The 22,525-nt window shown below is 66.3% G+C and carries 18 protein-coding genes; 12 read left to right on the top strand and 6 right to left on the bottom strand.

The window, feature by feature from the left end:
* Positions 1 to 5: 5 nt before the first annotated feature.
* Positions 6 to 479 carry a GFA family protein gene (locus tag ACEVQ6_RS04545; protein WP_374887708.1) on the bottom strand — a complete coding sequence of 158 codons (474 nt, stop codon included), beginning with the start codon at positions 477 to 479 and terminating at the stop codon, positions 6 to 8.
* A 145-nt stretch (positions 480 to 624) separates the two neighbouring features.
* On the opposite strand from ACEVQ6_RS04545, the gene ACEVQ6_RS04540 reads away from it, so the two are divergent.
* Entirely contained in the window at positions 625 to 2,769 is a 2,145-nt protein-coding gene (locus ACEVQ6_RS04540) for a methyl-accepting chemotaxis protein (protein WP_374887707.1), read from the top strand.
* 231 nt (positions 2,770 to 3,000) lie between these two features.
* A complete protein-coding gene (locus tag ACEVQ6_RS04535; protein WP_374887706.1) occupies positions 3,001 to 4,002 on the top strand; it encodes a GGDEF domain-containing protein in 1,002 nt (333 codons plus the stop codon).
* Between the two features lie 6 nt (positions 4,003 to 4,008).
* On the opposite strand, the gene ACEVQ6_RS04530 is transcribed toward ACEVQ6_RS04535, so the two are convergent.
* Positions 4,009 to 5,100 (bottom strand): helix-turn-helix transcriptional regulator, encoded by a 1,092-nt coding sequence (locus ACEVQ6_RS04530; RefSeq protein ID WP_374887705.1) that lies wholly within the window; start codon positions 5,098 to 5,100, stop codon positions 4,009 to 4,011.
* Between the two features lie 416 nt (positions 5,101 to 5,516).
* Here ACEVQ6_RS04530 and ACEVQ6_RS04525 point away from each other — a divergent pair, with 416 nt between their 5' ends.
* Both ACEVQ6_RS04525 and ACEVQ6_RS04520 read left to right on the top strand, forming a co-directional pair.
* Complete coding sequence (locus ACEVQ6_RS04525; protein ID WP_374887704.1) at positions 5,517 to 5,849, top strand: hypothetical protein; 333 nt, start codon at positions 5,517 to 5,519, stop codon at positions 5,847 to 5,849.
* Between the two features lie 223 nt (positions 5,850 to 6,072).
* The gene (locus ACEVQ6_RS04520) at positions 6,073 to 6,609 is read left to right on the top strand and encodes a hypothetical protein (protein WP_374887703.1); all 537 of its coding nucleotides are present in this window, start codon (positions 6,073 to 6,075) and stop codon (positions 6,607 to 6,609) included.
* A gap of 95 nt (positions 6,610 to 6,704) precedes the next feature.
* On the opposite strand, the gene ACEVQ6_RS04515 is transcribed toward ACEVQ6_RS04520, so the two are convergent.
* The gene (locus ACEVQ6_RS04515) at positions 6,705 to 6,998 is read right to left on the bottom strand and encodes a hypothetical protein (RefSeq protein WP_374887702.1); all 294 of its coding nucleotides are present in this window, start codon (positions 6,996 to 6,998) and stop codon (positions 6,705 to 6,707) included.
* 253 nt (positions 6,999 to 7,251) lie between these two features.
* Between ACEVQ6_RS04515 and ACEVQ6_RS04510 the strand changes: the two genes are divergently transcribed.
* Positions 7,252 to 7,848 carry a 5-formyltetrahydrofolate cyclo-ligase gene (locus ACEVQ6_RS04510; protein ID WP_374887701.1) on the top strand — a complete coding sequence of 199 codons (597 nt, stop codon included), beginning with the start codon at positions 7,252 to 7,254 and terminating at the stop codon, positions 7,846 to 7,848.
* A gap of 5 nt (positions 7,849 to 7,853) precedes the next feature.
* Complete coding sequence (locus ACEVQ6_RS04505; protein ID WP_374887700.1) at positions 7,854 to 8,678, top strand: TIGR00282 family metallophosphoesterase; 825 nt, start codon at positions 7,854 to 7,856, stop codon at positions 8,676 to 8,678.
* On the opposite strand, the gene ACEVQ6_RS04500 is transcribed toward ACEVQ6_RS04505, so the two are convergent.
* Positions 8,679 to 8,834 carry a hypothetical protein gene (locus tag ACEVQ6_RS04500; protein WP_374887699.1) on the bottom strand — a complete coding sequence of 52 codons (156 nt, stop codon included), beginning with the start codon at positions 8,832 to 8,834 and terminating at the stop codon, positions 8,679 to 8,681.
* A 361-nt stretch (positions 8,835 to 9,195) separates the two neighbouring features.
* On the opposite strand from ACEVQ6_RS04500, the gene ACEVQ6_RS04495 reads away from it, so the two are divergent.
* Positions 9,196 to 10,506, top strand: coding sequence for an MFS transporter (locus ACEVQ6_RS04495; protein ID WP_374887698.1), 1,311 nt, complete (start codon positions 9,196 to 9,198; stop codon positions 10,504 to 10,506).
* A 464-nt stretch (positions 10,507 to 10,970) separates the two neighbouring features.
* Entirely contained in the window at positions 10,971 to 11,492 is a 522-nt protein-coding gene (rcdA, locus tag ACEVQ6_RS04490; RefSeq protein WP_374887697.1) for a protease adaptor protein RcdA, read from the top strand.
* Between the two features lie 195 nt (positions 11,493 to 11,687).
* On the opposite strand, the gene rpmE is transcribed toward rcdA, so the two are convergent.
* Positions 11,688 to 11,909, bottom strand: a complete 222-nt coding sequence (gene rpmE, locus ACEVQ6_RS04485; RefSeq protein ID WP_374887696.1) for a 50S ribosomal protein L31 — start codon at positions 11,907 to 11,909, stop codon at positions 11,688 to 11,690.
* A gap of 187 nt (positions 11,910 to 12,096) precedes the next feature.
* Between rpmE and ACEVQ6_RS04480 the strand changes: the two genes are divergently transcribed.
* The 4 genes from ACEVQ6_RS04480 to ACEVQ6_RS04465 all read left to right on the top strand — a co-directional run bounded on the left by ACEVQ6_RS04480 (position 12,097) and on the right by ACEVQ6_RS04465 (position 20,663).
* Complete coding sequence (locus ACEVQ6_RS04480) at positions 12,097 to 13,902, top strand: ABC transporter transmembrane domain-containing protein (protein WP_374887695.1); 1,806 nt, start codon at positions 12,097 to 12,099, stop codon at positions 13,900 to 13,902.
* Between the two features lie 261 nt (positions 13,903 to 14,163).
* A complete protein-coding gene (locus tag ACEVQ6_RS04475; protein ID WP_374887694.1) occupies positions 14,164 to 15,330 on the top strand; it encodes a nucleotide sugar dehydrogenase in 1,167 nt (388 codons plus the stop codon).
* Between the two features lie 82 nt (positions 15,331 to 15,412).
* Positions 15,413 to 19,189 carry a glycosyltransferase family 2 protein gene (locus tag ACEVQ6_RS04470; RefSeq protein ID WP_374887693.1) on the top strand — a complete coding sequence of 1,259 codons (3,777 nt, stop codon included), beginning with the start codon at positions 15,413 to 15,415 and terminating at the stop codon, positions 19,187 to 19,189.
* Positions 19,179 to 20,663, top strand: a complete 1,485-nt coding sequence (locus ACEVQ6_RS04465) for a CgeB family protein (protein WP_374887692.1) — start codon at positions 19,179 to 19,181, stop codon at positions 20,661 to 20,663. The genes ACEVQ6_RS04470 and ACEVQ6_RS04465 overlap by 11 nt, the downstream gene beginning before the upstream one ends.
* Before the next feature lie 283 nt (positions 20,664 to 20,946).
* Here ACEVQ6_RS04465 and ACEVQ6_RS04460 read toward each other — a convergent pair whose 3' ends face one another.
* Positions 20,947 to 22,314, bottom strand: coding sequence for a BNR-4 repeat-containing protein (locus ACEVQ6_RS04460; protein ID WP_374887691.1), 1,368 nt, complete (start codon positions 22,312 to 22,314; stop codon positions 20,947 to 20,949).
* Positions 22,315 to 22,525: the final 211 nt, after the last annotated feature.

The following is a 22,525-nucleotide window of genomic DNA, read 5'->3' as shown; positions in this document are numbered from 1 at the left end:
TCTTCCTATGCGCCCGACGGACGGGCGTCCTCGAGCGCGGCGAATTCCTGCGCCAGCCGGCCATAGTCCTCGAAGGGCGGGAACCGCTCATAGCTGTGCCGCGCGCCTGTGTCGGCGAAGCCCAGCTTCTCGCAAGTATAGGTCTCAACGAAAGGCGTGAACCATCCGGTCTCGTCGAGCATCGTCGGCCGGAGATTGACGAAACCCGCCATGACGTCGGCCCGCGTGAACATCCAGCTCATGCAGTGGCCGCAGAAGAAATGGCGGAGTTCACCATGCAATCCGCCGATCACCGGCTCGCCGTCGATCACGGCAAAGCAGTCGCTCGGGATGGCGACGCTCAGCGAATAGGCGCTCGAACTCATCTTCTGGCAGCCGCGGCAATGGCAGGCCATCGTCAGGAGCGGCGGCGCGCTGATGCGCAGGCGGACGCGACCGCACCGGCATCCCCCCTCCATCGGCAGGTTCGGCATGGCCATGGCATCTGTCCTCGTCGCTCGGGGAGCGGGCACCGCGCCCGCGATTCCTGGGTCTTCGGTTTATCTCAAAATCAACGCTTTTGCGCCACGTTTCGTTCACCACAGGATTTTCGGCCCGCGCTGCTGGCCGCCGCGGAGGAAGACGATGACAGAGGCCCGCATTTCCCGCCCGCTCTGGGCTCGCATCAGCCTTTACGGCTTTGCCGCCGTGCTGTTTTCGGCAGCGGCGATCGGCGGCCTTGCCTGGTACCAGCAGTCGACGGAAAGCGAGCGTGCCATCACCGTCGAACTCGCCTCGGATCTCGCCTTCGTCGAGGCGGACATGGATGCGCAGAAGCGTGCCGCCGCCGGCCTCGCGCTGGCGCTCGCCGGCGAGCCGGAGACCGCGGGATTGATCGCCGGGAATGCGCGCCAGGACATTCTCGCCCGCTATTCGGCCGCGCTGCCGGCGATCGCGGAAAACAGCACCCTGCAACTCATCACCTTCAGCACCGGCAAGGGCGTGGTCGTCGCGCGCATCCACGAGCCGGACGTGTTCGGCGACGACATCACCGGGCGGCGCAAGATGATCGTCGAGGCGCTGAAGACTGGCCGGCTGATGGCCGGCATCGAGCCCGGCCGCACCGCGGTCAGCATCTTCGCCAGCGCGCCGGTGACGGCCGGCGGCGCCGTCGCCGGCGTCGTGGACGTCGGCACCCGGCTGACGGAGGACTACTTCTCGCGGCTCGCCGGAGCGCGAAACGCGCAGATCGCCATTCACCTGCCGGCCGATGGCGGCTTCAAGGCGCAGGCCTCGACCTTTCCCGAGACGCCGCTGCTGACGGCGGACGACCTTTCGCGGATCGCCGCCGGCGGGACCGTGCGGCACATGGGCCTTGTCGGCGGACGCGACCATGCCGTCACCGGCGTACCGCTGATCGATTTCTCCGGCAAGCCCGTCGGCGTGCTCGAGATCGCCTCCGACGTCGCGGACCTCGTCGCAGCCGGGCGCACCGCCTTCTGGTCGGTGCTGCTCGGCACCGGCGCCGTGTCGCTGCTCGCGCTCCTGTTCTTCTTCGCGTTCGCCAAGGCGCTCGCCGGCACGATCCGGCGCATCACCACGACGATGAGCCGTCTTGCCGCCGGAGATCTTGCGACCGATGTCGGCGACAAGGACCGTCCGGACGAGATCGGCGCCATGGCCCGCGCCGTCGAGGTGTTCAAGCAGGCGGCCCTCGAGAAGAAGGCGCTGGAGGAGGAGGCCCGCGCCACACGTGCCGAGCAGGAGGCGCAGCGCGCACGCGACGCACGCCTGAGCGACAGCAAGGCCGAGGACCTCCGCCGTTTCATCCTCAGCGTCGAGGCGAGCTTCGACGCGCTCTCGGCCGGCGACCTCACCGTGCGCATGGACGGCGCCGTCGCGCCGGAATTCGAGCCGATCCGCAACACGTTCAACGACAGCGTCGGCAGGCTGGAGGAGACGATCACCGGCGTCGTCAGCGGCGTGCAGGCGATCCGCGCCGGCCTCAACGAGATCTCGACCGCCTCGAACGACCTTGCCAAGCGCACCGAGCAGCAGGCCGCCTCGCTCGAAGAAACCGCGGCGGCGCTGAGCCAGGTGACGGGCGCCGTCAACGAGACCGCATCCGGCGCCGACCGCGCCCAGACCGTGGCCGAGACCGCGCGGCAGAACGCGGCGCGCGGCGGCGCCATCGTCGATACGGCGATCGCCGCCATGTCGGAGATCGAGCAGTCCTCCGAGCAGATCGGCAAGATCATCAGCGTCATCGACGAGATCGCCTTCCAGACCAACCTGCTCGCGCTCAATGCGGGCGTCGAGGCGGCGCGCGCCGGCGAGGCGGGCCGCGGCTTCGCCGTGGTGGCGCAGGAGGTGCGCGGGCTTGCGCAACGGTCCGCCGAGGCGGCGCGCGAGATCCGCACGCTGATTTCCACCTCCTCGGCCCAGGTCAAGCAGGGCGTCGAACTCGTGACCACCTCGGGCCAGTCGCTGCGGGAGATCGTCGCCCAGGTGACCCAGGTGAGCGGCGTCGTCACCGACATCGCCCGCAGCGCGCGCGAGCAGGCCGGGAGCCTGCGCGAGGTGTCCTCGGCCGCGGATCAGATGGACCAGGTGACGCAGCAGAACGCCGCCATGGTCGAGCAGACGACAGCGGCGGCGCAGAACCTGACCGCCGAGACCGAGGATCTCGCCCGCCTGATCGAGCGCTTCAGGGCCGGGCCCGCGACGGCGGGCGCAACGGTGACCCGCCTGCAACGCACGGGGACCGGAGGCAGGGCGGCAAGGGCATAGCCGCTTTCAGGCGAAAAGGTCGCCGGCGCCCCGAAGAGGCGGCGCGCCTCATTCTGATACGGATTGAGGAGCGCGGCACGCAGAGCATTGATGATGAAACCCGACTTTCGGCAGGCTGGCGTCGAAAGCCCTGCATGTCGACACAAGCCGGCCCTATAACACTGCTTCGCGTTTTGCGGCGCAGCATGAAACGGGGGACGCCCGGCGGACATGGGACGAGGACGAACAGGCATGCCGATGGCCATTTCCGACAGCGGTGTCCTCGCGCGAGGGGCAACGGCCGGTCTGACCGCCGATCCGGCCCTTTCCACGCTCGCCGACCTCGTCGACGGCCTTGCGGCAAGCGAGATGGCGATCGCGCTCTTCGATCCCGCAGACCGGCTGATGCTCGCCTCGCCGGCTTTCCGCAGCCTCTACGACGTCCAGCCGGGCGAACAGAGCTTTGCGACCATCATCACCCACTGCCACGCGGCCGGACGCGGCGGCCTGATCGTCACCGACGACATCGGGGCCTGGCTGAAGGCCGCGAACGGCAAGCGTCGGCGCCAGCCCCATCGCGGCTTCGAGGTGGACCTCGTCGACGGCCGCTGGTTCTGGGCCCAGGAAACCACCTACAATGGCGGCTGGATCCTGCTGACGCTGACCGAACTCACCCGCTTCAAGCTGCGCGAGCGCGACCTCGAGACCGCCCGCGACGAGGCGATGCTGGCGGCGGACACCGACACGCTGACCGGCCTCAACAGCCGGCGCGCCATCGTGCGCTACCTCGACGAATGCGTGCGGCTTCTGGAAGGCGGCGGCGTGCTCAGCGTCGCGCTCATCGACATCGACCATTTCAAGCAGATCAACGACACGTTCGGCCACGACATGGGCGACCGGATCCTCGAACGGTTCGGCGACCACTGCCGCCAGGTCTTCGGCGGTGACGACGTCACCGGCCGCGTCGGCGGCGAGGAATTCCTGCTCGTCATGCCGGGACGGTCGATGGGAGCGGCGATCTTCGCCCTGCAGCGGTTCCAGCGCCACATCCTGCGCGCCAACCACAGGCTCCCGCAGCAGTTCGGCTTCAGTTTCTCCGCCGGCGTCAGCCAGTGGCTGCCCGGGCAGACGCGCGACGACCTTTACCACGCCGCCGACCGGGCGCTCTACACGGCCAAGGCGAACGGGCGGAACTGCATCGCGACCTCCGAAGGGGCCCCGGTCCTGCGCTATCGCGCGGCGAACCAGGTCTGAGCCCGCTCAGTTGCGCAGGCGGCCGAGCCCCGACAGCAGCATCACCAGTTCCGACTGCCGTCCCGTTCCCGTCTTCATGAAAATGCGTTTCAGGTTGGTGCGCACCGTCTCGCGGGCGATCCCGAGCTTCTGCGCCGCCGCGTCGATCGACGTGCCGATGGCGATCTCGCGCGCGACGCGCGCCTCCGCCGCCGTCAGGTCGAAGAGACCGGAAATGACGCGAAGGTCCGGCGGACCGACCGCGCCGACCGGCGTGACGATCAGGATGGCGGCGCTGCGCGAGAAGATGTCGCGCGCCTGCCGGCGCACGGGCAGTAGGTGCAGGATCAGCGCCGGCCCCTCGGCGGCCGCGGCGATCGGGATCGACTGGACGAAGGGCGCCACGCTTTCGCGCAATTGCGCCAGGGCCATCTGCAAGAGGCCGTTGGCATCGGCGGAATCCAGCGTCAGCCGGTTGCGGGCGCCGGTGCGGATGCGCGGGGCGAGGTCTTCCATGCGGCCGTTCAGCGCCACGGCGGCGCCGCTGTCGCCGACGACCGCGGCCGGCAGGCCGATCGCGTCGAGCGTCTCGGCGACCGTCCGGGCCCGCTGGAAGGCGAGCCTCGACGACATCAGCGCCGCGCGCGCCAGATCCGGCCGCAGCGCATTGAGCCGCGCCACCCCGGCCTCCGTGAACGGCCCGTGCGCCGCCTTGCGCGTCAGGTCGAACATGATCGCGTGCCCCGACGGCTCCTGGATGAGGTCGCCGACGGTCCAGCCGAGACCGAGCGGATGGAGGAACGCCTCGTAGATCGGATCCGCGGCGAGTTCCGCCGGGCTCATCAGGTCGATGTCGCGGGAAAACGACATCAGCCCGCGCTCGACATGGCGCTGCGGCCGGCTGTTCTGCAGCCGCATCGGGCTCAGCGCATAGCGCTCCATCACCGCCGCGATGTTCGGCGTCGCGATCCAGCGGAAGGTCTGCCACTCGTCGATGGCGACGACGGCGGCCGAATAGGCCCCGGCCTCCTCGCACAGGCGCTCGCAGACGACGGACCACTGGTCCGGCAGGAAGGCGGCCTCGTAAATATGGTCGACGATGGAGAGGTCTGCGTTCATGATGATGCCGGAGGAGGACCGTCCTATGGCAATGGCATCTGCGAGCGTTTGTCAACGCCTGATTGCGGAATGCTCGGAGAAACGGGCGGACGGACCGGAACGATCAGGGCCACACGGCTCGAAGCATCCCTGGATTGCAGGAGAGCGCCCGCAGCCGGACGGGTTGAACCGCATAACCCGGCCGGGGGATGACAGCGCACGGCGAATGATTTACGTCTCGACGGATGTATATCGTCCGGGACTCCACGAATAACGGCGCCCATATCATTTTACTCAAATTTTAACTTTAACAACACTTGCAAATCGACCTGAACAACCGCCGCGACATAAACTGAAACACTTGACTCGCAAGAGCCCGCAACTTTATTCATGATTGGCGCCAACGTGGCGTAATTTGGTCAAAAAGGATTATTAAAATGGTCGGAAAGGTCATTCATATTGCGACCGCGATTGCTGTCACTGCGGGCAGCCTCGCCGTCGTCGCGCTTCCTTCGGTCGCGAGCGCCGAAGTCTACACCAAGCGCGAATACCTCAACAGGGACGTCTGCTACCGCGCGAAGAAGGTGCCGGCAACGGTTGCCTACAACACGCGCGGCATCAAGCTGCGTGACGCCTCGCGCGAGTGGAAGGGCAACATGCAGCGCAGCGGCGCCTATGTCGTCGATCGCTACAACGACGAGGTCTTCATCCAGACCCGCGAAGTGATCGAAGACCAGCACATGACGCTGGTTCCGGTTCCCTGCCGGTAAAACCAAAGACGGCCTGCGGCGATAGGGGGGAGAGACCGCATCGCCGCGGCCACCCGGCCGAACGCCGCCCTAAAGCATGTTGCGATCTTTCAAATTCGCTCCTACGCTTTGGGTCTTTGTTTTGACGCATGTCTTTTCGCTGCACACCTTTGCGAGATACGCTTTAGATCCCGCGCACCGCCGGCTTGGCCTTGACGGTTCGCAACGCGGCACGGAGGATGTCATGTCGTCATCGATCAGGAAATGCCGGGTGGCGGCGATCGCCGGCTTGCTCCTCGCCGCGCCCGCGACGCTGGCTGCGGCGGACAACAACCTCGTCCTCTCGTTCCAGGCGGCCGGCGCGCCGATGATCCTGCCGGAGACGGGCGGGGCGGACACGTCCCGCGCCAGCGACTTCGTCGTGGAGGGAGAGATCCTGTCGGCGGCCGACATCGTCGCACGCGGCCGGGCGAAGACGGTCGACGGAAAGCCGAAGGGCCTTTTCAGCGACGCGCGCCTCGTCGTCGACATCCGCAACGCCGACGGAACGATCGGACTGGTCCACGAGATCGGCCCCTGCCGCAGCCTCGATCTCTTCTCGGTCGTCGAGGATACCTTCCCGCAGAAGGCCTCGTGCGACGGCAGGCTCTACGAATACAGCGCCGGCGAGACCGGAATCGTGCTCATCCGGGACAAGCAGCCCGCTTCCTTCTTCGATCTCGAGGCGGGCCTCTACGCGGTCAATGGCGTGCCCTTCCGCGTCGGGAGCGGGGCGAAGTAGCACGGCCCGTCCGGCCTCCTTCCTTTGCGGGACGACGCGGAAAACCGAAGTGAGCCGCGCGACGGCTGCCCGGAAGGCCATGCGACTCCATATCCTCAGATGAGCCTCATGCGGGCCGCGCGAAAGATAGCCTCGGCGAGATTGGCGGCCTGGAGCTTGCGCATGGCCCCGGCAAAGGCATCGCGGACCCGCTGGCACGGCAGGTCGGTTTCAAGGATGATGTCGTCGATCGTGCGCCCGTAGGCCGCGAGCCCGAGGCAGCGCAACTCCAGCGGCGACAGGGGCGGGACGATCATCGCCGGCATGTCGATGGCCTCGCAATTTTCCTCGCGCGCATTCCGTGCGCCCTTCTCCCTATCGTCCTCGTTCATCACAGGCGTCTCTGGCATGGGCGGCGGTCCCGATGAAAGCCGAAGCCGCCCGTATCGTGAACGGGAGGCTAATTCCGGCGGCACGCACGGCCAGGCTGTGCCGCGACGGCACGGGAACGGCCGGGGACAAGGGCAAGTTTCACGGCCGCGGCCGCGCAATGTCGGAATGCGCCGTTTCCAGCCCGGCCCGCGATGCTGTAAGGGAGGCGGAGACGGGAAAGAGGCGGCATCGCACGCAGGCGACAGCCGCCGGCATGGCAGCGGAGGACACATGACGGACACCCCCGACCCGAAGGCGCTGAAGGCGGAGATCCGCGCCGGACGCCTCGCCGCCCGTGACGCGATCGCCTCCGCCGACCGGCTGGAGGCGAGCCTCGCGATGGCCGATAATGCCGGCGACCGCATCGCGCTGTCGCCGGGCGAGATCGTCGCCGGCTTCCTGCCGATCCGTTCGGAGGCGGACATCCGCCCGCTGATGCACCGGCTGCGCGAGCGCGGCGCGCGGCTCTGCACGCCGGTGGTGATCGATCGCGAGACCATTGTCTTCCGCGAACTCGTCGCCGGCGCGCACCTGATCAAGACCGGCTTCGGCACGGTCGGCCCCGGCCCTGAGGCGGCCGTGCTCGACCCCGACCTCATGCTGGTGCCGCTCTCCGCCTTCGACGCCGCCGGCAACCGCATCGGCTACGGCGCCGGCCATTACGACCGGGCGATCGCGCGGCTGAGGGCGAAGGGACGCGCGCCGCGCCTGATCGGCATTGCCTTCGACTGCCAGGAAGTGGCATCAGTGCCGGCCGAACCGCATGACGTTCCGCTGGAGGCAATCCTGACGGAGACGGGCCTGCGGCAGGTGTCGGGCGGAAGGTAGGACGGATGCGGCTTTTGTTTCTTGGGGACATGGTGGGCAAGACGGGGCGCGTGGCGGTCTGGGAAAAGCTGCCCGGGCTCGTGCGCGACCTGAAGCTCGATTTCGTCATCGTCAACGGCGAGAACGCCGCCGGCGGCTTCGGGATCACCGAGGACATCTTCCTCGAAACCCTCCAGGCCGGCGCCGACGTGGTGACGACCGGCAACCATGTCTGGGACCAGAAGGAGGCGGTGGTCTTCGCCGGCCGCCACGACGCCTTCCTGCGGCCCGCCAACTATCCGGCCGGAACGCCCGGGCGCGGCTCGAACCTGTACCTTGCCCGCAATGGCGCCCGCGTCCTCGTCGCCAACGTCATGGGCCGCGTCTTCATGCATCCCGAACTCGACGATCCGTTCAAGACGGCGGAAGCCATCCTCGCCGCCTGCCCGCTCGGCGAGCAGGCCGATGCCGTCGTCTTCGACTTCCACGCCGAGGCGACCAGCGAAAAACAGTGTTTCGGTCATTTCGTCGACGGCCGCGCCAGCCTCGTCGTCGGCACCCACACCCATGTGCCGACGGCCGATCACCAGATCCTCAACGGCGGCACCGCCTACCTGTCCGACGCCGGCATGTGCGGGGACTATGATTCCTCGCTCGGCATGGACAAGGAGGAGCCGCTGAACCGCTTCATCTCGAAAATGCCGAAAGGCCGCTTCGAGGCGGCGAGCGGCCCGGCGACGATCTGCGGCATCGGCGTCGAGATCTCGGACAGGACCGGCCTTGCCGAGCGCATCGCGCCGCTGCGCCTCGGGCCGCGCCTTACCGAGACGATTCCGGACTTCTGGTCCTGATCAGGGGCGGATCAGCGTCGTCGCCATCATCACGGCGATGGCAAGCACCGCGATCTTCCAGAAGTCGCGCCGAAGCCTGAGGCCCGGCAGGCCGAGCGGGCGGATGATGTGGACCGCCATGGCCAGAAGCAGGATGAACGCGATCGCTTTCGACATGGCGGGCCTTGGAACATGGCGGCCGAAGCAGGATCGCTCCTGCGTCGGACGATGCGGTTAAAACGGAAGGACGGCGCCGCCCGGTCGATCCGGTTGCCGCTGGAAACGCTTCCGGCACGATCGGCGGCGCGCGGCGTCCCTGCGCCACAGCTATTGGCTTTCGCCCGCGATTTCAATCGGGTAAAAAGCGAAAGACGGCTGGCCTTCGCTGCGGGCCCAGCCTAGAGCATTTCCAGCCGAAGCATGATCGCTTCGGCGCCGGAGAATGCGCCAAAAAGAACGACTTGGAGTATTGAAGGTGATCCCGTGATCACCGGAAATGCTCTAGTTTTGCCTTCGAACCGCGGGATCCGGACGTCCGATGCGCAACAATCTCATTCCCGTCGCCGCCCTGCTGCTCGGAACCCTGTTCCTGTTCCTCGGCAACGGCCTGCACAGCCTGCTGCTGCCGGTGCGCGGCACGACCGAAGGCTATTCCACCACCCTGCTCGGCCTGCTCGGCACCTCCTGGGCAAGCGGCTTCGTCCTCGGCTGCCTGCTCGCGCCCAACATCGTCAAGCGCGCCGGCCACGTGCGCGCCTTCAGCGGCTTCGCCTCGCTGCTCGCCATCATCGCGCTTCTGACCGGCCTCCTCGTCGACCCGATCTGGTGGGTGGCGCTGCGCGCCGTCACCGGCTTCTCGACCGCCGGCACCTCGATGATCATCGAGAGCTGGCTGAACGAGCGCGCCACCAACGAGAGCCGCGGCGCGATCTTCTCGCTCTATATCGCCATCACGCTGTTCGGCGTCGTCGGCGGCCAGCTGATGATCCCTTTCGGCGACACGTCGGCCGCGACCTTCTTCATGATCTGCGGCATTGTCTACTGCCTTGCCATGCTGCCGACGCTGCTCTCCACCGCCGCCTCTCCACAACCGCTGAAGCAGGTGCGCCTCGACCTGAAGGCGCTCTACGCCAATTCGCCGGTGTCCTTCCTCGGCATCCTGCTGATCGGCATCGCCAACGGCGCCTTCGGCACGCTCGGCGCCGTCTTCGGGCGCCAGGCCGGACTTTCGGACAGCAGCGTCGCCATGATGATGAGCGTGACGATCTTTGCCGGCGCCGCGATGCAGTTCCCGGCCGGCAAGCTCTCCGATGCGATCGACCGGCGCTACGTGCTTGCCGGTCTCGCCGGCCTCGGCGCGCTGGCCGGCTTCGTCATCTTCCTCTTCGAGCCGTCGAGCGTCGTGCTGCTGCTGACCTTCACGGCGATCTACGGCGCTGCCGCCAATGCGCTCTATCCGATCGCCGTGTCGCATGCCAACGACTTCGCCGCGCCCGAAGATTTCGTCAAGGTGTCCGGCGGGCTCCTGCTGCTCTACGGCATCGGCACCATCATCGGCCCGACGATCGGCGGCCCGATCATGACGGCGACCGGCGCACACGGCCTGTTCATGATCACCGCCTGCGCGCATTTCCTCATCATGGCCTATGCCATGTTCCGCAGCCGCCGCCGCGCGCCGATCCCCGCCGCGGAGCGCGATGCCTACTCCACCATCAATCCCGGCACGCTGACGACCCCGGAAAGCCTGCAGCTCTCGCCGCGGGCGATCGCCGCCGAGGAGACGGCGGAGGTCCGTCCGGCTGCGGACGAATTGCCGCAGCCCGAGGCGCCGCTGGTCGATCCCCGATAGAGAATGTCCAGCCGAAGCGGAATCGCTTCGGATCCAGACAAGGCAGCACGAACGAAAGGAGAGAGCACGTTCGCGCCGCCGGCGGCCCCGTATCGTCGCGGCACAGGAGCGTTACCGTTTCCTTAAGACGAAGATGCGAGAAAATCCTTTCGTTAACCGTATATTAAGCTTTATAATGGATGATCATTTCATCCGGTTCTTCCGGATTCAGCCCCTTCACCTTCTGGCGAACCGGTCTGATTTTCTCCCTGTTTTACCTTGAGAGCCGCTTTCGCGGCTCTTTTTTTGTTCGGCCCGACTTTTGCCAAAGAGCTGTGGAGATTAACCCTTTCTTAAGATGCCCCTTGCGTGTTTTGGGTTATGGGATCATTCTGCGGCCTCCCCAGCGGACGGCTCAGGAACATTTGCCGCGACACGTCCGTTACCTGATGGAAGTGATGCGTTTAGCCAGGGATTGTGAGAGAATGTCCGAAAGAGGATTGAACACGGTCAGCTTCGCCGGTCACGCTGCCGCGTCAGCGCAGTTCAAGGCCCTTTACGGTGAAGGCATGGGCCTCGTCGAAGAGACGGCGAGCTATCTCGACGGACAGGGCCGCGTCGCCTCGAAGATGCTGCCGCGCATGGCATCCGTTCTCTACGCGGCGGAATCGATGCGGCTCACCACCCGTCTGATGCAGATGGCATCCTGGCTGCTGTTGCAGAGGGCAGTCAACAATGGCGAGATGACGCGCGAGCAGGTTCTTTCCGAGAAGAACAAGGTCCGTCTCGACAGCTTCAACGTCGATCGCGCCGCGCCCGGCTGGAACGACCTTCCCGAAAGCTTCCGCGACCTGATCGAGCGTTCCCTGCGCCTGCAGAACCGCGTCGCGCTCCTCGACCGCGAGATCTATCGCCCGCAGGAAGCGGCCACGTCCGTTCCCGACAACCAGAACGGCGTCAAGGCTCAGCTCAACCTGCTGCAGACGGCCTTCGGCCTCAATGCCTGACAAGGACAGACCCCTCGACGATCAAAGCCCGGCCCTGCCGGGCTTTTTTATTGGCGTCCGTGCCGCGAGAGCATGCCCAGACGAAGCGGGCTCGCTTCGGCGGCGGACGATGCACCACAAACAAAACGACAGATCCCGGCAACAAAAAAGCCCGGCGGAGCCGGGCTTTCAGCAGGCCTGCACGGATGCCAAGCCTCAGAGGCCGAGACCTTCGAAACGCTTCTTGAACTTCGAGACGCGGCCGGCGCGGTCGACGAGCTGCTGGTTGCCGCCGGTCCAGGCCGGATGGGACTTCGGATCGATTTCGAGATTCATCGTCTGGCCTTCGGCGCCCCAGGTCGAGCGGGTCGTGTATTCCGTGCCGTCGGTCATGACCACCTTGATGGTGTGGTAATCGGGATGGATGTTCGCCTTCATAACAGTCTTCCTGATCTTTCGGGTCCAATTGCCGCAACCGGTTGCGGCGCCATGACCAAACAAGTAAGTGAGCCGCAAACAGTGTAGCTGTCCGGCCTCCCCGTGCGATGCCGTGCCCTATACATGAGGACCTTCGGGATAACAAGTACCGCGGCGGAAGAGTTTGGCGCCGCGACAGGGGGATGACGTGCAGGATCAGGCAAGGCGACCCGGCGGACGGGCACCCCTTCGGCAGCTTCGCGGCGTTCTCGTGCACGTGATGCGCTATCGCGGTCTCGTCCTCGGGGCGCTCGTCTCGCTGGCGGTCGCGGCGGTCACGACGCTGACCCTGCCGATCGCCGTGCGCCGGATGATCGACCATGGTTTCTCGACCGCCGACTCCGGCTTCATCGACACCTATTTCGCGATGCTGATGGTGCTGGCTGTGATCCTGGCGCTCGCGAGCGCCGCCCGCTACTATTTCGTCATCACGCTCGGCGAGCGGGTGGTGGCCGATCTGAGGCGCGAGGTCTTCACCCATGTCATGTCGCTGTCGCCCGCCTTCTTCGACGTCAACCAGTCGGGCGAGATCGTCTCCCGGCTGACGGCGGACGCGACGCAGATCAAGTCCGCCGTCGGCGCGACGGCATCGATGGCGCTGCGCAACCTCATCCTCTGCCTCGGCGCCATCGCCATGATGGTTTACACCAGCCCGCGTCTGTCGAGCCTGGTGCTGATCGCCATCCCCGTCATCGTCTTTCCGCTCGTCGCATTCGGCCGCTCGGTGCGCCAGCGTTCCCGCGCCGCGCAGGACCGGCTGGCGCGGGCATCCGCCTATGCCGGCGAGGCGATCGTCGCCGCCCGCACCGTCCAGGCCTTCAACGGTGAGGCCGCCGCCGGCGCGACCTTCGCCGATGCCGTGGAAACCGCCTTCGTCGCAGCACGCGCGGCATCGCGGGCCCGCTCCTTCCTCACCGCCTTCGCCATCACCATGATCTTCGGCAGCGTCGTAGCCGTGCTCTGGTTCGGCGCACAGGACGTGCTGTCCGGCACGCTGTCGGCCGGAACGCTCGGCCAGTTCCTGCTCTATTCGGTCTTTGCGGCCGGAAGCCTCGGCGCGCTCTCGGAAGTCTGGGGCGAGCTTTCGCAGGCGGCGGGTGCGGCGGGACGCCTGCAGGAACTGCTCGCCGAGCGCCCGGCGATCGCCGCCCCGGTAAACCCGGCCCGCCTGCCCGATCCCGCCCCGGGCACGGTCGCCTTCGACGGCGTCTCCTTCGCCTATCCCGCCCGGCCGGGCGCACCCAGCTTGCACGGCGTCAGCTTCGGCGTGCGCGCCGGCGAGACGGTCGCCGTGGTCGGCCCGTCCGGCGCCGGGAAGAGCACGCTATTCTCGCTGATCCTGCGCTACTACGATCCGACAGGCGGTCGCGTGCTGGTCGACGGCGTCGACGTGCGCACGGCCGACCCGGAGGCACTGCGCCGCCGCATCGCCATCGTGCCGCAGGACGCCACACTCTTTTCCGCCAGCATCCACGACAACATCGCCTTCGGCCTGCCGGGGGTCGCGCGCGACGCGGTGGAAAGAGCGGCGCGCGCCGCCCAGGCCCATGACTTCATCGTCCGCCTCGACCAGGGCTACGACACGGCCGTCGGAGAACGCGGCATGACGCTTTCCGGCGGCCAGCGCCAGCGCATCGCTATCGCCCGCGCCGTGCTGCGCGGCGCGCCGATCCTGCTTCTCGACGAGGCGACCTCGGCGCTCGACGCCGAGAGCGAGACGCTGGTCCAGGACGCGCTCGACGGGCTGATGCGCGACCGCACCACCCTCGTCATCGCCCATCGCCTTGCCACGGTGCTGAAAGCCGACCGGATCCTCGTCATGGAGGGCGGGCGCATCGTCGAGGAGGGAACCCATGCCGGCCTCGTTCGCCAGAACGGGCTCTATGCCCGCCTCGCGCGGCTCCAGTTCGAGCAGACTCCGACCCCTCGAATACCGGCGGCAGGCGAGGCGTAGCCATGCGGCAAGCGTAGGGAAAACGCCTATAAACCGATTGAAATGAGCATTCGTTTGCGAGACGTCACCCTTCCTCTCCCCCCGGCCGCGGATGCGCCGACGCCCGACCGGGCGGCTTTTTTGGAACTGCCGCTCTTTTCACCCCCTGACAAATGGCGTATCAAAACCCGGCTGGCGCGCCATGGAACGCCCGTTCCATAGAGCGGCAATGCGCCCTGCAGCAGGAACAGCGTGGAATATGCAGACAGAAGGCCTGGAAATATGAAAATTGCGATTGCCGGAACCGGCTATGTCGGACTGTCGAACGCTCTCCTTCTTGCTCAGAAAAACACGGTCGTCGCCTACGATATCCTTCCTGAAAAGGTTCGGCTGCTCAACGAACGCCGGTCGCCGATCGTCGACGTCGAGGTCGAGGCCTACCTCAAGCGCGAGGATCTCGATTTTCGCGCGACGACCGACAAGGAAGACGCCTATGGCGGGGCGGATTTCGTCATCATCGCCACCCCGACCAACTACGATCCCGACGCCAACTATTTCGACACGCGCTCGGTCGAGAGCGTGGTCCGCGACGTCATGCAGATCAATCCGCACGCGACGATGGTGATCAAGTCCACCGTGCCGGTCGGCTACACGGCTGCGACCAGCGCCGCGCTCGGCTGCTCCAACCTGATCTTCTCGCCGGAGTTCCTGCGCGAAGGCAAGGCGCTTCACGACAACCTGCACCCCTCGCGCATCGTCGTCGGCGAACGCTCCGAACGGGCGGAAGTCTTCGCCGAGCTTCTCCGCGAGGGCGCGATCAAGCAGGACATCCCCGTTCTCTTCACCGGGCCGAGCGAGGCCGAGGCGATCAAGCTCTTCGCCAATACCTATCTCGCGATGCGCGTCGCCTATTTCAACGAACTCGACACCTATGCCCAGATGCACGGTCTCGACACGCGCGAGATCATCAACGGCGTCAGCCTGGATCCCCGCGTCGGCAACCATTACAACAATCCGTCCTTCGGCTACGGCGGCTACTGCCTGCCGAAGGACACGCGGCAGCTTCTCGCCAACTACAGCAACGTGCCGCAGAACCTGATCCGCGCCATCGTCGACGCCAACACGACCCGCAAGGATTTCATCGCCGAGAGCATCCTGCGTCGCAGGCCCCGTGTCGTCGGCATCTATCGCCTGACGATGAAGGCGGGCTCGGACAATTTCCGCGATTCGTCGATCCAGGGCATCATGAAGCGGATCAAGGCGAAGGGTATCGAGACGATCGTCTACGAGCCGACGCTGGCGGAGGCCGAGTTCTTCCGGTCAAGGGTCGTCCGCGATCTCGATGCCTTCAAGCAGGAAAGCGACGTCGTCGTCGCCAACCGGGCAACGGCCGAGATCGCCGACATCCGCGACAAGGTTTTCACGGCCGATCTCTTCGGCAGCGACTGAGCGCGGCAATGCCGGCAGGACCTTGCCGAAAAGCCGTCAGGATCCGCCGGAGACCTCCGGGCGACATATTCGGGAAACACGTATGACGAAAATCAGCGGTCCGCACACGCAGTTCGACATGGAGGGGCATGCGGACGGCGTCATCGGAGGCGTGTTGACCGGCTGGGCGCTGAACCGCGCCGACAGGGACGACAGCCTTTCGCTGGAACTGCTGTGTGACGGAACGAGCGTGGCGACCTTTCGCGCCGATCTGCCACGGGCGGTCGATGAAAGCGGCATCGAGCGCCCGCACGGCTTCGAAATCGCATTGCCAGCGGCTGTCCTGGACGGGCGGGAACATGAATTGTCCATCGTGGCAATCGGAAACGGGGAAGAAGTGGTGCGCGTGACGTTTCAGGAGCAGATCGAGGCGGCGGATGCCGAAGCGGCGGCCGTGGCTGCCGATCTCGGGCCCGCATTGTCCGACGAGGACGGCGTGACGGAAGAAAGCCAGGCGGAATTCGAGCAGGGCCTGCCGGTCGACGACACCGAGGAAGAGGAGCCAGCCATCACGCCGGCGACCGATCCGACGGGGTCGACGCCGGCCGAGGTGCTGGTCTCGACGGCCGATACCGTGCCGGTCACTGTCGAACACGCGCATCCGATCATGGGCCAGATGGACATCGTCCAGGACCGGCAGGTCCTGGGCTGGGCCTTCGATCCGCTGACGCCCTTCGACCCCGCCGAGCTGCATGTCCTCGTCGACGGCGTCCCGCGCCTTTTGATCGTCGCCGACAAGTCGCGGCCGGATGTGGCGCTCGCCGGCATCGGCACCGGCAGCAACGGTTTTTCGGATCCTCTTCCCGACCTGTGCTTCAACGGCGATGAGCACGCCGTCGAGATCGTCTCGGTGCGCACCGGCCAGGTGATCCTCGGCGGGTCGTTCAAGGTCAAGATCGCCCTGGAGGGCGTCGCCTTCCTCGACCGGAACGCGGCGGCGATCCGGGGATGGGCGCGCAACTGCTCTTCCGTGCGCGTCGACTTCGACGACGGTCGCAGCTTCGAGGTCGAGACGGGACTTCCGGTTCCAGGCTTCGCGCCGACGGACAAGCTCGGTTTCCGTCTGCCGATCCCCGCCGACATGCTCGACGGCCGCTGGCACACGGCGGTGGTGCGCTTCGGCAGCGTCGACCGCCTGCTCGACGGCAATCCGATCGCCTTCCGCCTGACCTCTCCCGGAACGAGCGTCGAGCTTTTGACGGTGAGCGGCCGCAGGATCACGGCACTTGCAACCGACCCGCGCGATCCGTCGCGCGAGATCAGCGTCGTCGTCGACATCAACGGAACGACCTTCGCCCGGCTGACGGCGGACCAGAAGCGGGCGGCGGCCCTGCCGGAAGGCGAAACGCGCAAAGGCGGCCTCTTCTCCTTCGTCCTTCCCCCCGCGGCAGAATCGCTGACGATCCGGGACGCCGAGAGCGGCGAGATCCTGGCGTCCTGGACGCTCGAGGACGAATTCGCCCCGAGTTCGGCGCGGACCGATCTCCGGAACGAACTGACCGCCGCCGCCCTTGCCGATCCCGCGCTTTCCCGCGCGGTTTCCGAGCGCTTTTCCGCCTTCGCGGCGGAACCGGGCGAGGATTTCGACGCGTCCTGGTATCTCACCGCCTACCCGGATGCCGCGAAAGAGGTTGCCGCCGGCGGTCACGCCGATGCTCTCGCCCATTTCGTCGCCGTCGGATCCCGCGCCGGCCACTCCCCGAGCCCGTTCTTCGACGAGGCCTTTGTCCGCCGCACCCTGCCGCTGGTCAACGATGCCGTCGAAGCGGGGACGCTGGCGAGTGCCTTCGCGTTCTACCTGCATCTCGGCAAGGGAGCCGCGCTCGATCCGCTCGAGGGCTTCGATGCCGCGGCCTATCTCTCCGAGCATCCGGAGGCCGAAGGCCGCAATCCGCTGCTGCACGCACAGGGATCCGCTTTCGAGGAGGCCGTGACGGATCGCGCGGAGGATACGCAGGTCCTGCCGCCTCCCGCCATCCTGCCGCCACCGCTGCGCCAGCGCGGCGCGGCCGACCATATCTATGCCGCCTGGATGGAACGCCTCTCCATGCCGGCAAACGTCGTCGGCGGCCTGATCGAGCAGGAAGCCGCGGTGCGCCGCTTCATCGGCAACACGGTGCTGACGCGCGCGCCGCTCGTCAGCATCATCATGCCGACCTACAACCGTGCCTACACGATCGGCGAGGCGATCCAGAGCGCACTCGACCAGACCTACCAGAACTGGGAACTGATCATCGCCGACGATGCGAGCGACGACAAGACGCCGATGGTCGTGGCGCAGTTTAAAGATCCGCGCATCCGCTACATGCAGTTCGAGAAGAGCAACGGAGCGGGCACCCGCAACAAGGGGCTCCGGTTCGCGCGCGGGGAATATATCGCCTATCTCGATTCCGACAATCTCTGGGATCCGCTGTTCCTCGACGTGATGATGCGTCACCTGCTGGACAGGCCCGGCCAGCCGATGGCCTATGCCGGCTATTTCGATACGGAGATCGTCGGAGCCAGGGTAACGCTGCAGAATATTTCGTTGCCGCCGTTCAACCCCATCCAGCTGTCGAGCAGAAACTTCATCGATCTCAACACGATCGTTCATCACCGTCATCTCTACGAATGGATCGGTGGCTTCGACGAGACGCTGATCAGGCTACAGGACTGGGATCTGGCGCTGCAGTTCACCTCCGTGTTCAACCCGATCTTCGTGCCGTTCTGCCTCGTCTACTACCGGCGCAATGTTGCCTGGGGCCAGGTGACGCATCTCTTCCTCGACCAGAACGTCAAGAGCACGGTCGCCGACAAGACGGATCTCCGGTTGAACCAGGGGCATGTGAAACTGCGGATCGATTGGCCGGACCGGCCGCGGATCACGCTCCTCGCCGATGGCGCCGGCAATATCGCGACCGCGGTGAGCTTCGCCGAACTGGCCCGTGAGGTCGCCGACGGCGTGATCGTCTGCCCGGACGATGTCGCGGTCGATCCGGCGTGGGAACCGCTGCTCCTGAGGGTCCCGCGCGCCCGGTTCGAGCGTCCCTGGCTGATGACCTCGCTTCTGGCCAACCTGCCGGTGGCCGTCGCCACCATCGGCTTCGGCATCGCTGCCTTCTCGATGGAACGCCTCGTCGCGGGCTCGGCGATCCCCGCCTTCACGGCCCGGCTGAAACCCGAGGGCATCGCGCTCGAAAGCGTTGCCGACGCGCGCCTGTCCTTCTTCATCGGCGCGCTGCCGGTGACGGCGATGACGGAGCCGCTTTCGGGCGGCGCCGAAACCGCCTTCGGCGCGACGGTGTTCCCCTTCACGAACACGCAGGCCGACATGGCCCAGCTCGCGCGGCTGACGGCCGGCAAGCCCTACAGGCTTTATGTGGCGCCGGCGGATCCCTTCGGCGGCCGTTGGGCGACGATCCAGGACGGCATGGCGGAGTGGTCGTCCGTCGCGCCGAGGGATGCGTTGAACGCGGCCCGGACCGGGTCCCAGTTCGTCATCGCCGCCCGTCCACTGCACGAGTTGTCGCTCGCCGCCTATTGCCTGGTGATCGACAAGCTGGCGGGCGGGACGACCGCCCTGCTTCGGCCTGAGGGTTTCGGCCGGCAGCTCGTCGAGGCGGGTGCCGCCTATCGCATCGACGTTGCGACCTACGAATGGATCCTCGACAAACTGCCGAAGCTCCGGAACGCGGCCGCCAACGTCGCGACGTTCAGGGAGCGTTCGGCGAAGTGCTATCGCATCCAGATGCATCCCGAACTGGCCCAGGAAAGGATCGCCTTCTTCATCCATCAGGCCGCCTACGGCAATATGAAACTGGAGGTCAGCCATGTGGCGTAATGCGTCCCACCTTGTGCCGGTCGTCAACGGGGGCGTGGTCCTCGCCCATCCGGGTGCCGCGTCCCGTCTGGACGTGATCACCGACGGGACCCCGGTCGGCGCCATCGGTGCCTCTGGTCTTCCAAGCATCTGTTTCGTCCAGCCGCCCCTCGAAGGGACATTCACCGTCGAACTGGTCGACAGCGACGGAGGCACGGCGGTCGTCGGCAGTCCGGTGACGATCCGCATCGGCGGATGGCAGGGCGCCGTCCGCCGCGTCAGGGACCGTTTCGTCTCGGGCTACGCGCAGGACCGTTACAATCCGGGCCGCGACGTGACGGTCGTCGCCTATTCCGGCTCCGAGGTGCTCGCCTTCGCCACCGCCCGGGCGGAGAAGGGCGGGCAGTTCCTGCTGGTGCTGCCCGCCGATGTCGTCAGCGGCCCCGGCCGCGTGGTGCAGGTCGGCATCGCCGGTTCGGACTTCCTGCTGCATGACGGCACCTTCGGCACCGGAACCACCGGACGGGTCGTCAGGCCCTCGCTGCGGCGCGTCGCGAGGCCGATGACGGTCGCCATCAAGATCTCGACGCCCAACCTCAGGGTCGCCCACGAATGGGGCGACTATCATTTCGCCAATTCGCTGCGCGCCTCCTTCGAGAAGATCGGCGTCGCGGCGAGCGTCGACACGCATGACACATGGTACGATCCGACACGGGATGCCGATGTCGTCATCGCGCTGCGCGGGCGCCAGCCCTACCAGACCGATCCGTCGAAGATCAACCTCATGTGGCTGATCAGCCATCCCGACCGGGTCGTCGACGGCGAGATGGACGGCTACGACCACGTCTACGTGGCATCGGACGTCTATGCGCGCACGCTGCGGCTGCAGGGCCTGCCCTCGGTCGGCGTGCTGCACCAGGCGACGGACCATCGTTTCTTTCATCCCTTCGACGACATCCAGCGCGACAGGGACTGCCTCTTCGTCGGCAACTCGCGCCGGGAATACCGGACGATGGTGCGCTGGTGCATCGAGCGGAAGCTGCCCCTCGCGCTTTACGGCGGCGGATGGGACGGCATCCTTCCGGGCGAGATGGTGCGGGCGGAGAACATTCCGAACGCCGAACTGGCGCGGCACTATGCCTCTCACCTGATCCTGCTCAACGATCACTGGGATACGATGCGCGACAGCGGCTTCCCGTCCAACCGCCTGTTCGACGGCAGCGGCGTCGGCACGCCGATCATCACCGACGCGGTGGGCGGCCTCGCCGATGTCTTCGGCGACACGATTTCGGTGGCCCATACCGTCGATGACCTGGAAGCGATCGTCGCCGACGCGCTGTCGAATCCCGAGCCCTATCTGCGGCGGGCCGAGGAGGCCAGGGCCATCGTGCTCGCCAACCACACGTTCGACCATCGCGCCGAGGAGATCCGCAGCTTCGTCGAGCAGCATGAGAAGTTCGCACTCCTGCAGGGCCGCGGCAGCGCTGCGGCCTGACGCGTCCTTTCGGATGCGCTCCTAAAGCGTGTCTCGTAAAGGTGTGCAGAGGTTTTGCGAAAAGACACGCGTAAAAATGCAAAGACCTAAAGCGTAAGGGCAAATCTGAAAGATCGCGACACGCTTTAGGCTTCAGGGAGGGTTTCCATGCATGCTTCGCGAGACCCCGCTGCTGAGGTTTGCAAGGTAAATCTTAACGCTCCCTTGCGTCACATATGCCATGCCGCGCGCGCCGTGTTGTCCGGGACCGCCTGCGACAGCAGCAACGGCTCCGTGTAACGGTTCAGCGGAAGAGCTGGGGCCAGGGCCAGCGCGTGAAGGCCGAGAATGAGGGAAAGGCCTTGTTCAGCACCTCCGCCGGGTTCGAGCGGTAGGTCCAGGTAACGAGGCGCGCCCGCGCGCCATGCCTGTCGGGCTCGCCATCGCGCGACATGCCCTGCCGGCAATGCTGCACGTAGATCGACAGTTCTCCGCGCATCTTCCATCCGCTCCTGTCGATGACCGGCTCATAGAAGCCGAGATCCTCGTCGATCAGCACCTGCGACTGGCTGAAGGCGTAGTCGTAGTTCGGCGCGAAGAACAAGCGCGCCATCAGCCGGTTCTGTTCTTCGACGCTGCGGTAGATGACAATGACGTTGTCGTCGTCGGTCACGACGAATTCCGGGCGGCTGTGCGGCAGGGGAAGCGTTCCCTGGCCGTCGAGACGGAAGGCAGTCAGGAAACGGCTGAGCGCCGCCGTGCGCCAGGTGTGCCCATCGCTCCAGCAGAGGCGGTATTGCGGCACGCCGCCGGGCTCCGCCCAATAGGTCATGGCCGCCGGCCGGTCACCACTCATCACCTGGGCCGAGGCCTGGTTCATGAGGCTCGACCCCAGAGGCACCGGCACGACCCGCTCGATATTGCTGCGGGTCACCGGCATCGACAGCGCCATGCCGCCTCCCGTCTGCACCGTGCGCAGGCCGTCCGTGGACAGCAGATAATCAAGCCCCGAATTGATCACCTCCCCGCCGGAGGTGGACGTCACATGCAGGCGCCAGACCACGAACAGGTGCACGTTCCCCTGTTCGTCGACGACGGGCGTGTTGACATAAGGACCGCTCGTCCAGCGATCCTCCTTGCCGCTCAGCACCGGCGTCATCGTCTCCCGCCACTCGCCGGCTTCCGGATTGTAGTGCGCAACCCGCATTTCCCCGACATTGTGCCGGCCTTCCCGGTAGAGGAACAGGAAGTCGCCCTTCGGCAGGCGGAGGAACATCGGATAGGTGGCATGGGCCATGAAGTCGCCGACGGGCTCGAAACCGTCCTTCAGGTCCGATGTTCGCGAGCGCGTCGCCAGAAGCGTCGTCGCATGCGCGCCGAAGGCGAGGTGAAGGATGCCGGCGCCGTCGAACCCCATGCTGATCGACTGGTGCGCGTCATAGGGCATCAGCGTGTTGGGAATGACGACGCTGTCTTCGGTGTCGTCGATGAGATCATGACGCAGGATACGGATGTTCCCCGCTTCGTCATAGAATGCAACGTAGCGCGCCTGCTCCTCGGTCAGCACCGGGCCGGACCGGTAAGGGACGCAGTTGACGGTGTTGCCTGCCCAGGCCTTGCCAAGATCGATGACATGCCGCTGGGAAAGAAAATCCGCCGTCATGGCCAGCATTGCACAGGACCTCCCTCGATGGATCCGGCCCGCACAGCCCTCGGCTGCAATCGACGGCATCGGCCGGGTTCCATTTTTGGGTCGATCCTACGAAAGGTTAAAGCAGGGTGCAAACGTCTTCCCGCAGAAACAACGCAGCCTCCACCGGTTTTGCGCCCGACTGTTGCATGCCTGCCGTTGTCCGCGGCAGCGACGACACCCGCCGCGGATG

Source organism: Ensifer soli (genome assembly GCF_041928815.1).
GTDB lineage: Bacteria > Pseudomonadota > Alphaproteobacteria > Rhizobiales > Rhizobiaceae > JBHFEI01.
This window is presented reverse-complemented; position numbering and strand designations above follow the sequence as displayed.

Bases quoted from the DNA above. Each gene is read 5' to 3' on its own strand.
- ACEVQ6_RS04495 (WP_374887698.1), top strand. From the start codon at position 9,196: ATGCGCAACAATCTCATTCCCGTCGCCGCCCTGCTGCTCGGAACCCTG.
- ACEVQ6_RS04520 (WP_374887703.1), top strand. From the start codon at position 6,073: ATGTCGTCATCGATCAGGAAATGCCGGGTGGCGGCGATCGCCGGCTTG.
- ACEVQ6_RS04475 (WP_374887694.1), top strand. From the start codon at position 14,164: ATGAAAATTGCGATTGCCGGAACCGGCTATGTCGGACTGTCGAACGCT.
- ACEVQ6_RS04470 (WP_374887693.1), top strand. From the start codon at position 15,413: ATGACGAAAATCAGCGGTCCGCACACGCAGTTCGACATGGAGGGGCAT.
- ACEVQ6_RS04500 (WP_374887699.1), bottom strand. From the start codon at position 8,834: ATGTCGAAAGCGATCGCGTTCATCCTGCTTCTGGCCATGGCGGTCCAC.
- rpmE (WP_374887696.1), bottom strand. From the start codon at position 11,909: ATGAAGGCGAACATCCATCCCGATTACCACACCATCAAGGTGGTCATG.
- rcdA (WP_374887697.1), top strand. From the start codon at position 10,971: ATGTCCGAAAGAGGATTGAACACGGTCAGCTTCGCCGGTCACGCTGCC.
- ACEVQ6_RS04530 (WP_374887705.1), bottom strand. From the start codon at position 5,100: ATGAACGCAGACCTCTCCATCGTCGACCATATTTACGAGGCCGCCTTC.
- ACEVQ6_RS04535 (WP_374887706.1), top strand. From the start codon at position 3,001: ATGCCGATGGCCATTTCCGACAGCGGTGTCCTCGCGCGAGGGGCAACG.
- ACEVQ6_RS04510 (WP_374887701.1), top strand. From the start codon at position 7,252: ATGACGGACACCCCCGACCCGAAGGCGCTGAAGGCGGAGATCCGCGCC.
- ACEVQ6_RS04545 (WP_374887708.1), bottom strand. From the start codon at position 479: ATGGCCATGCCGAACCTGCCGATGGAGGGGGGATGCCGGTGCGGTCGC.
- ACEVQ6_RS04465 (WP_374887692.1), top strand. From the start codon at position 19,179: ATGTGGCGTAATGCGTCCCACCTTGTGCCGGTCGTCAACGGGGGCGTG.
- ACEVQ6_RS04515 (WP_374887702.1), bottom strand. From the start codon at position 6,998: ATGCCAGAGACGCCTGTGATGAACGAGGACGATAGGGAGAAGGGCGCA.
- ACEVQ6_RS04525 (WP_374887704.1), top strand. From the start codon at position 5,517: ATGGTCGGAAAGGTCATTCATATTGCGACCGCGATTGCTGTCACTGCG.
- ACEVQ6_RS04460 (WP_374887691.1), bottom strand. From the start codon at position 22,314: ATGCTGGCCATGACGGCGGATTTTCTTTCCCAGCGGCATGTCATCGAT.
- ACEVQ6_RS04540 (WP_374887707.1), top strand. From the start codon at position 625: ATGACAGAGGCCCGCATTTCCCGCCCGCTCTGGGCTCGCATCAGCCTT.
- ACEVQ6_RS04505 (WP_374887700.1), top strand. From the start codon at position 7,854: ATGCGGCTTTTGTTTCTTGGGGACATGGTGGGCAAGACGGGGCGCGTG.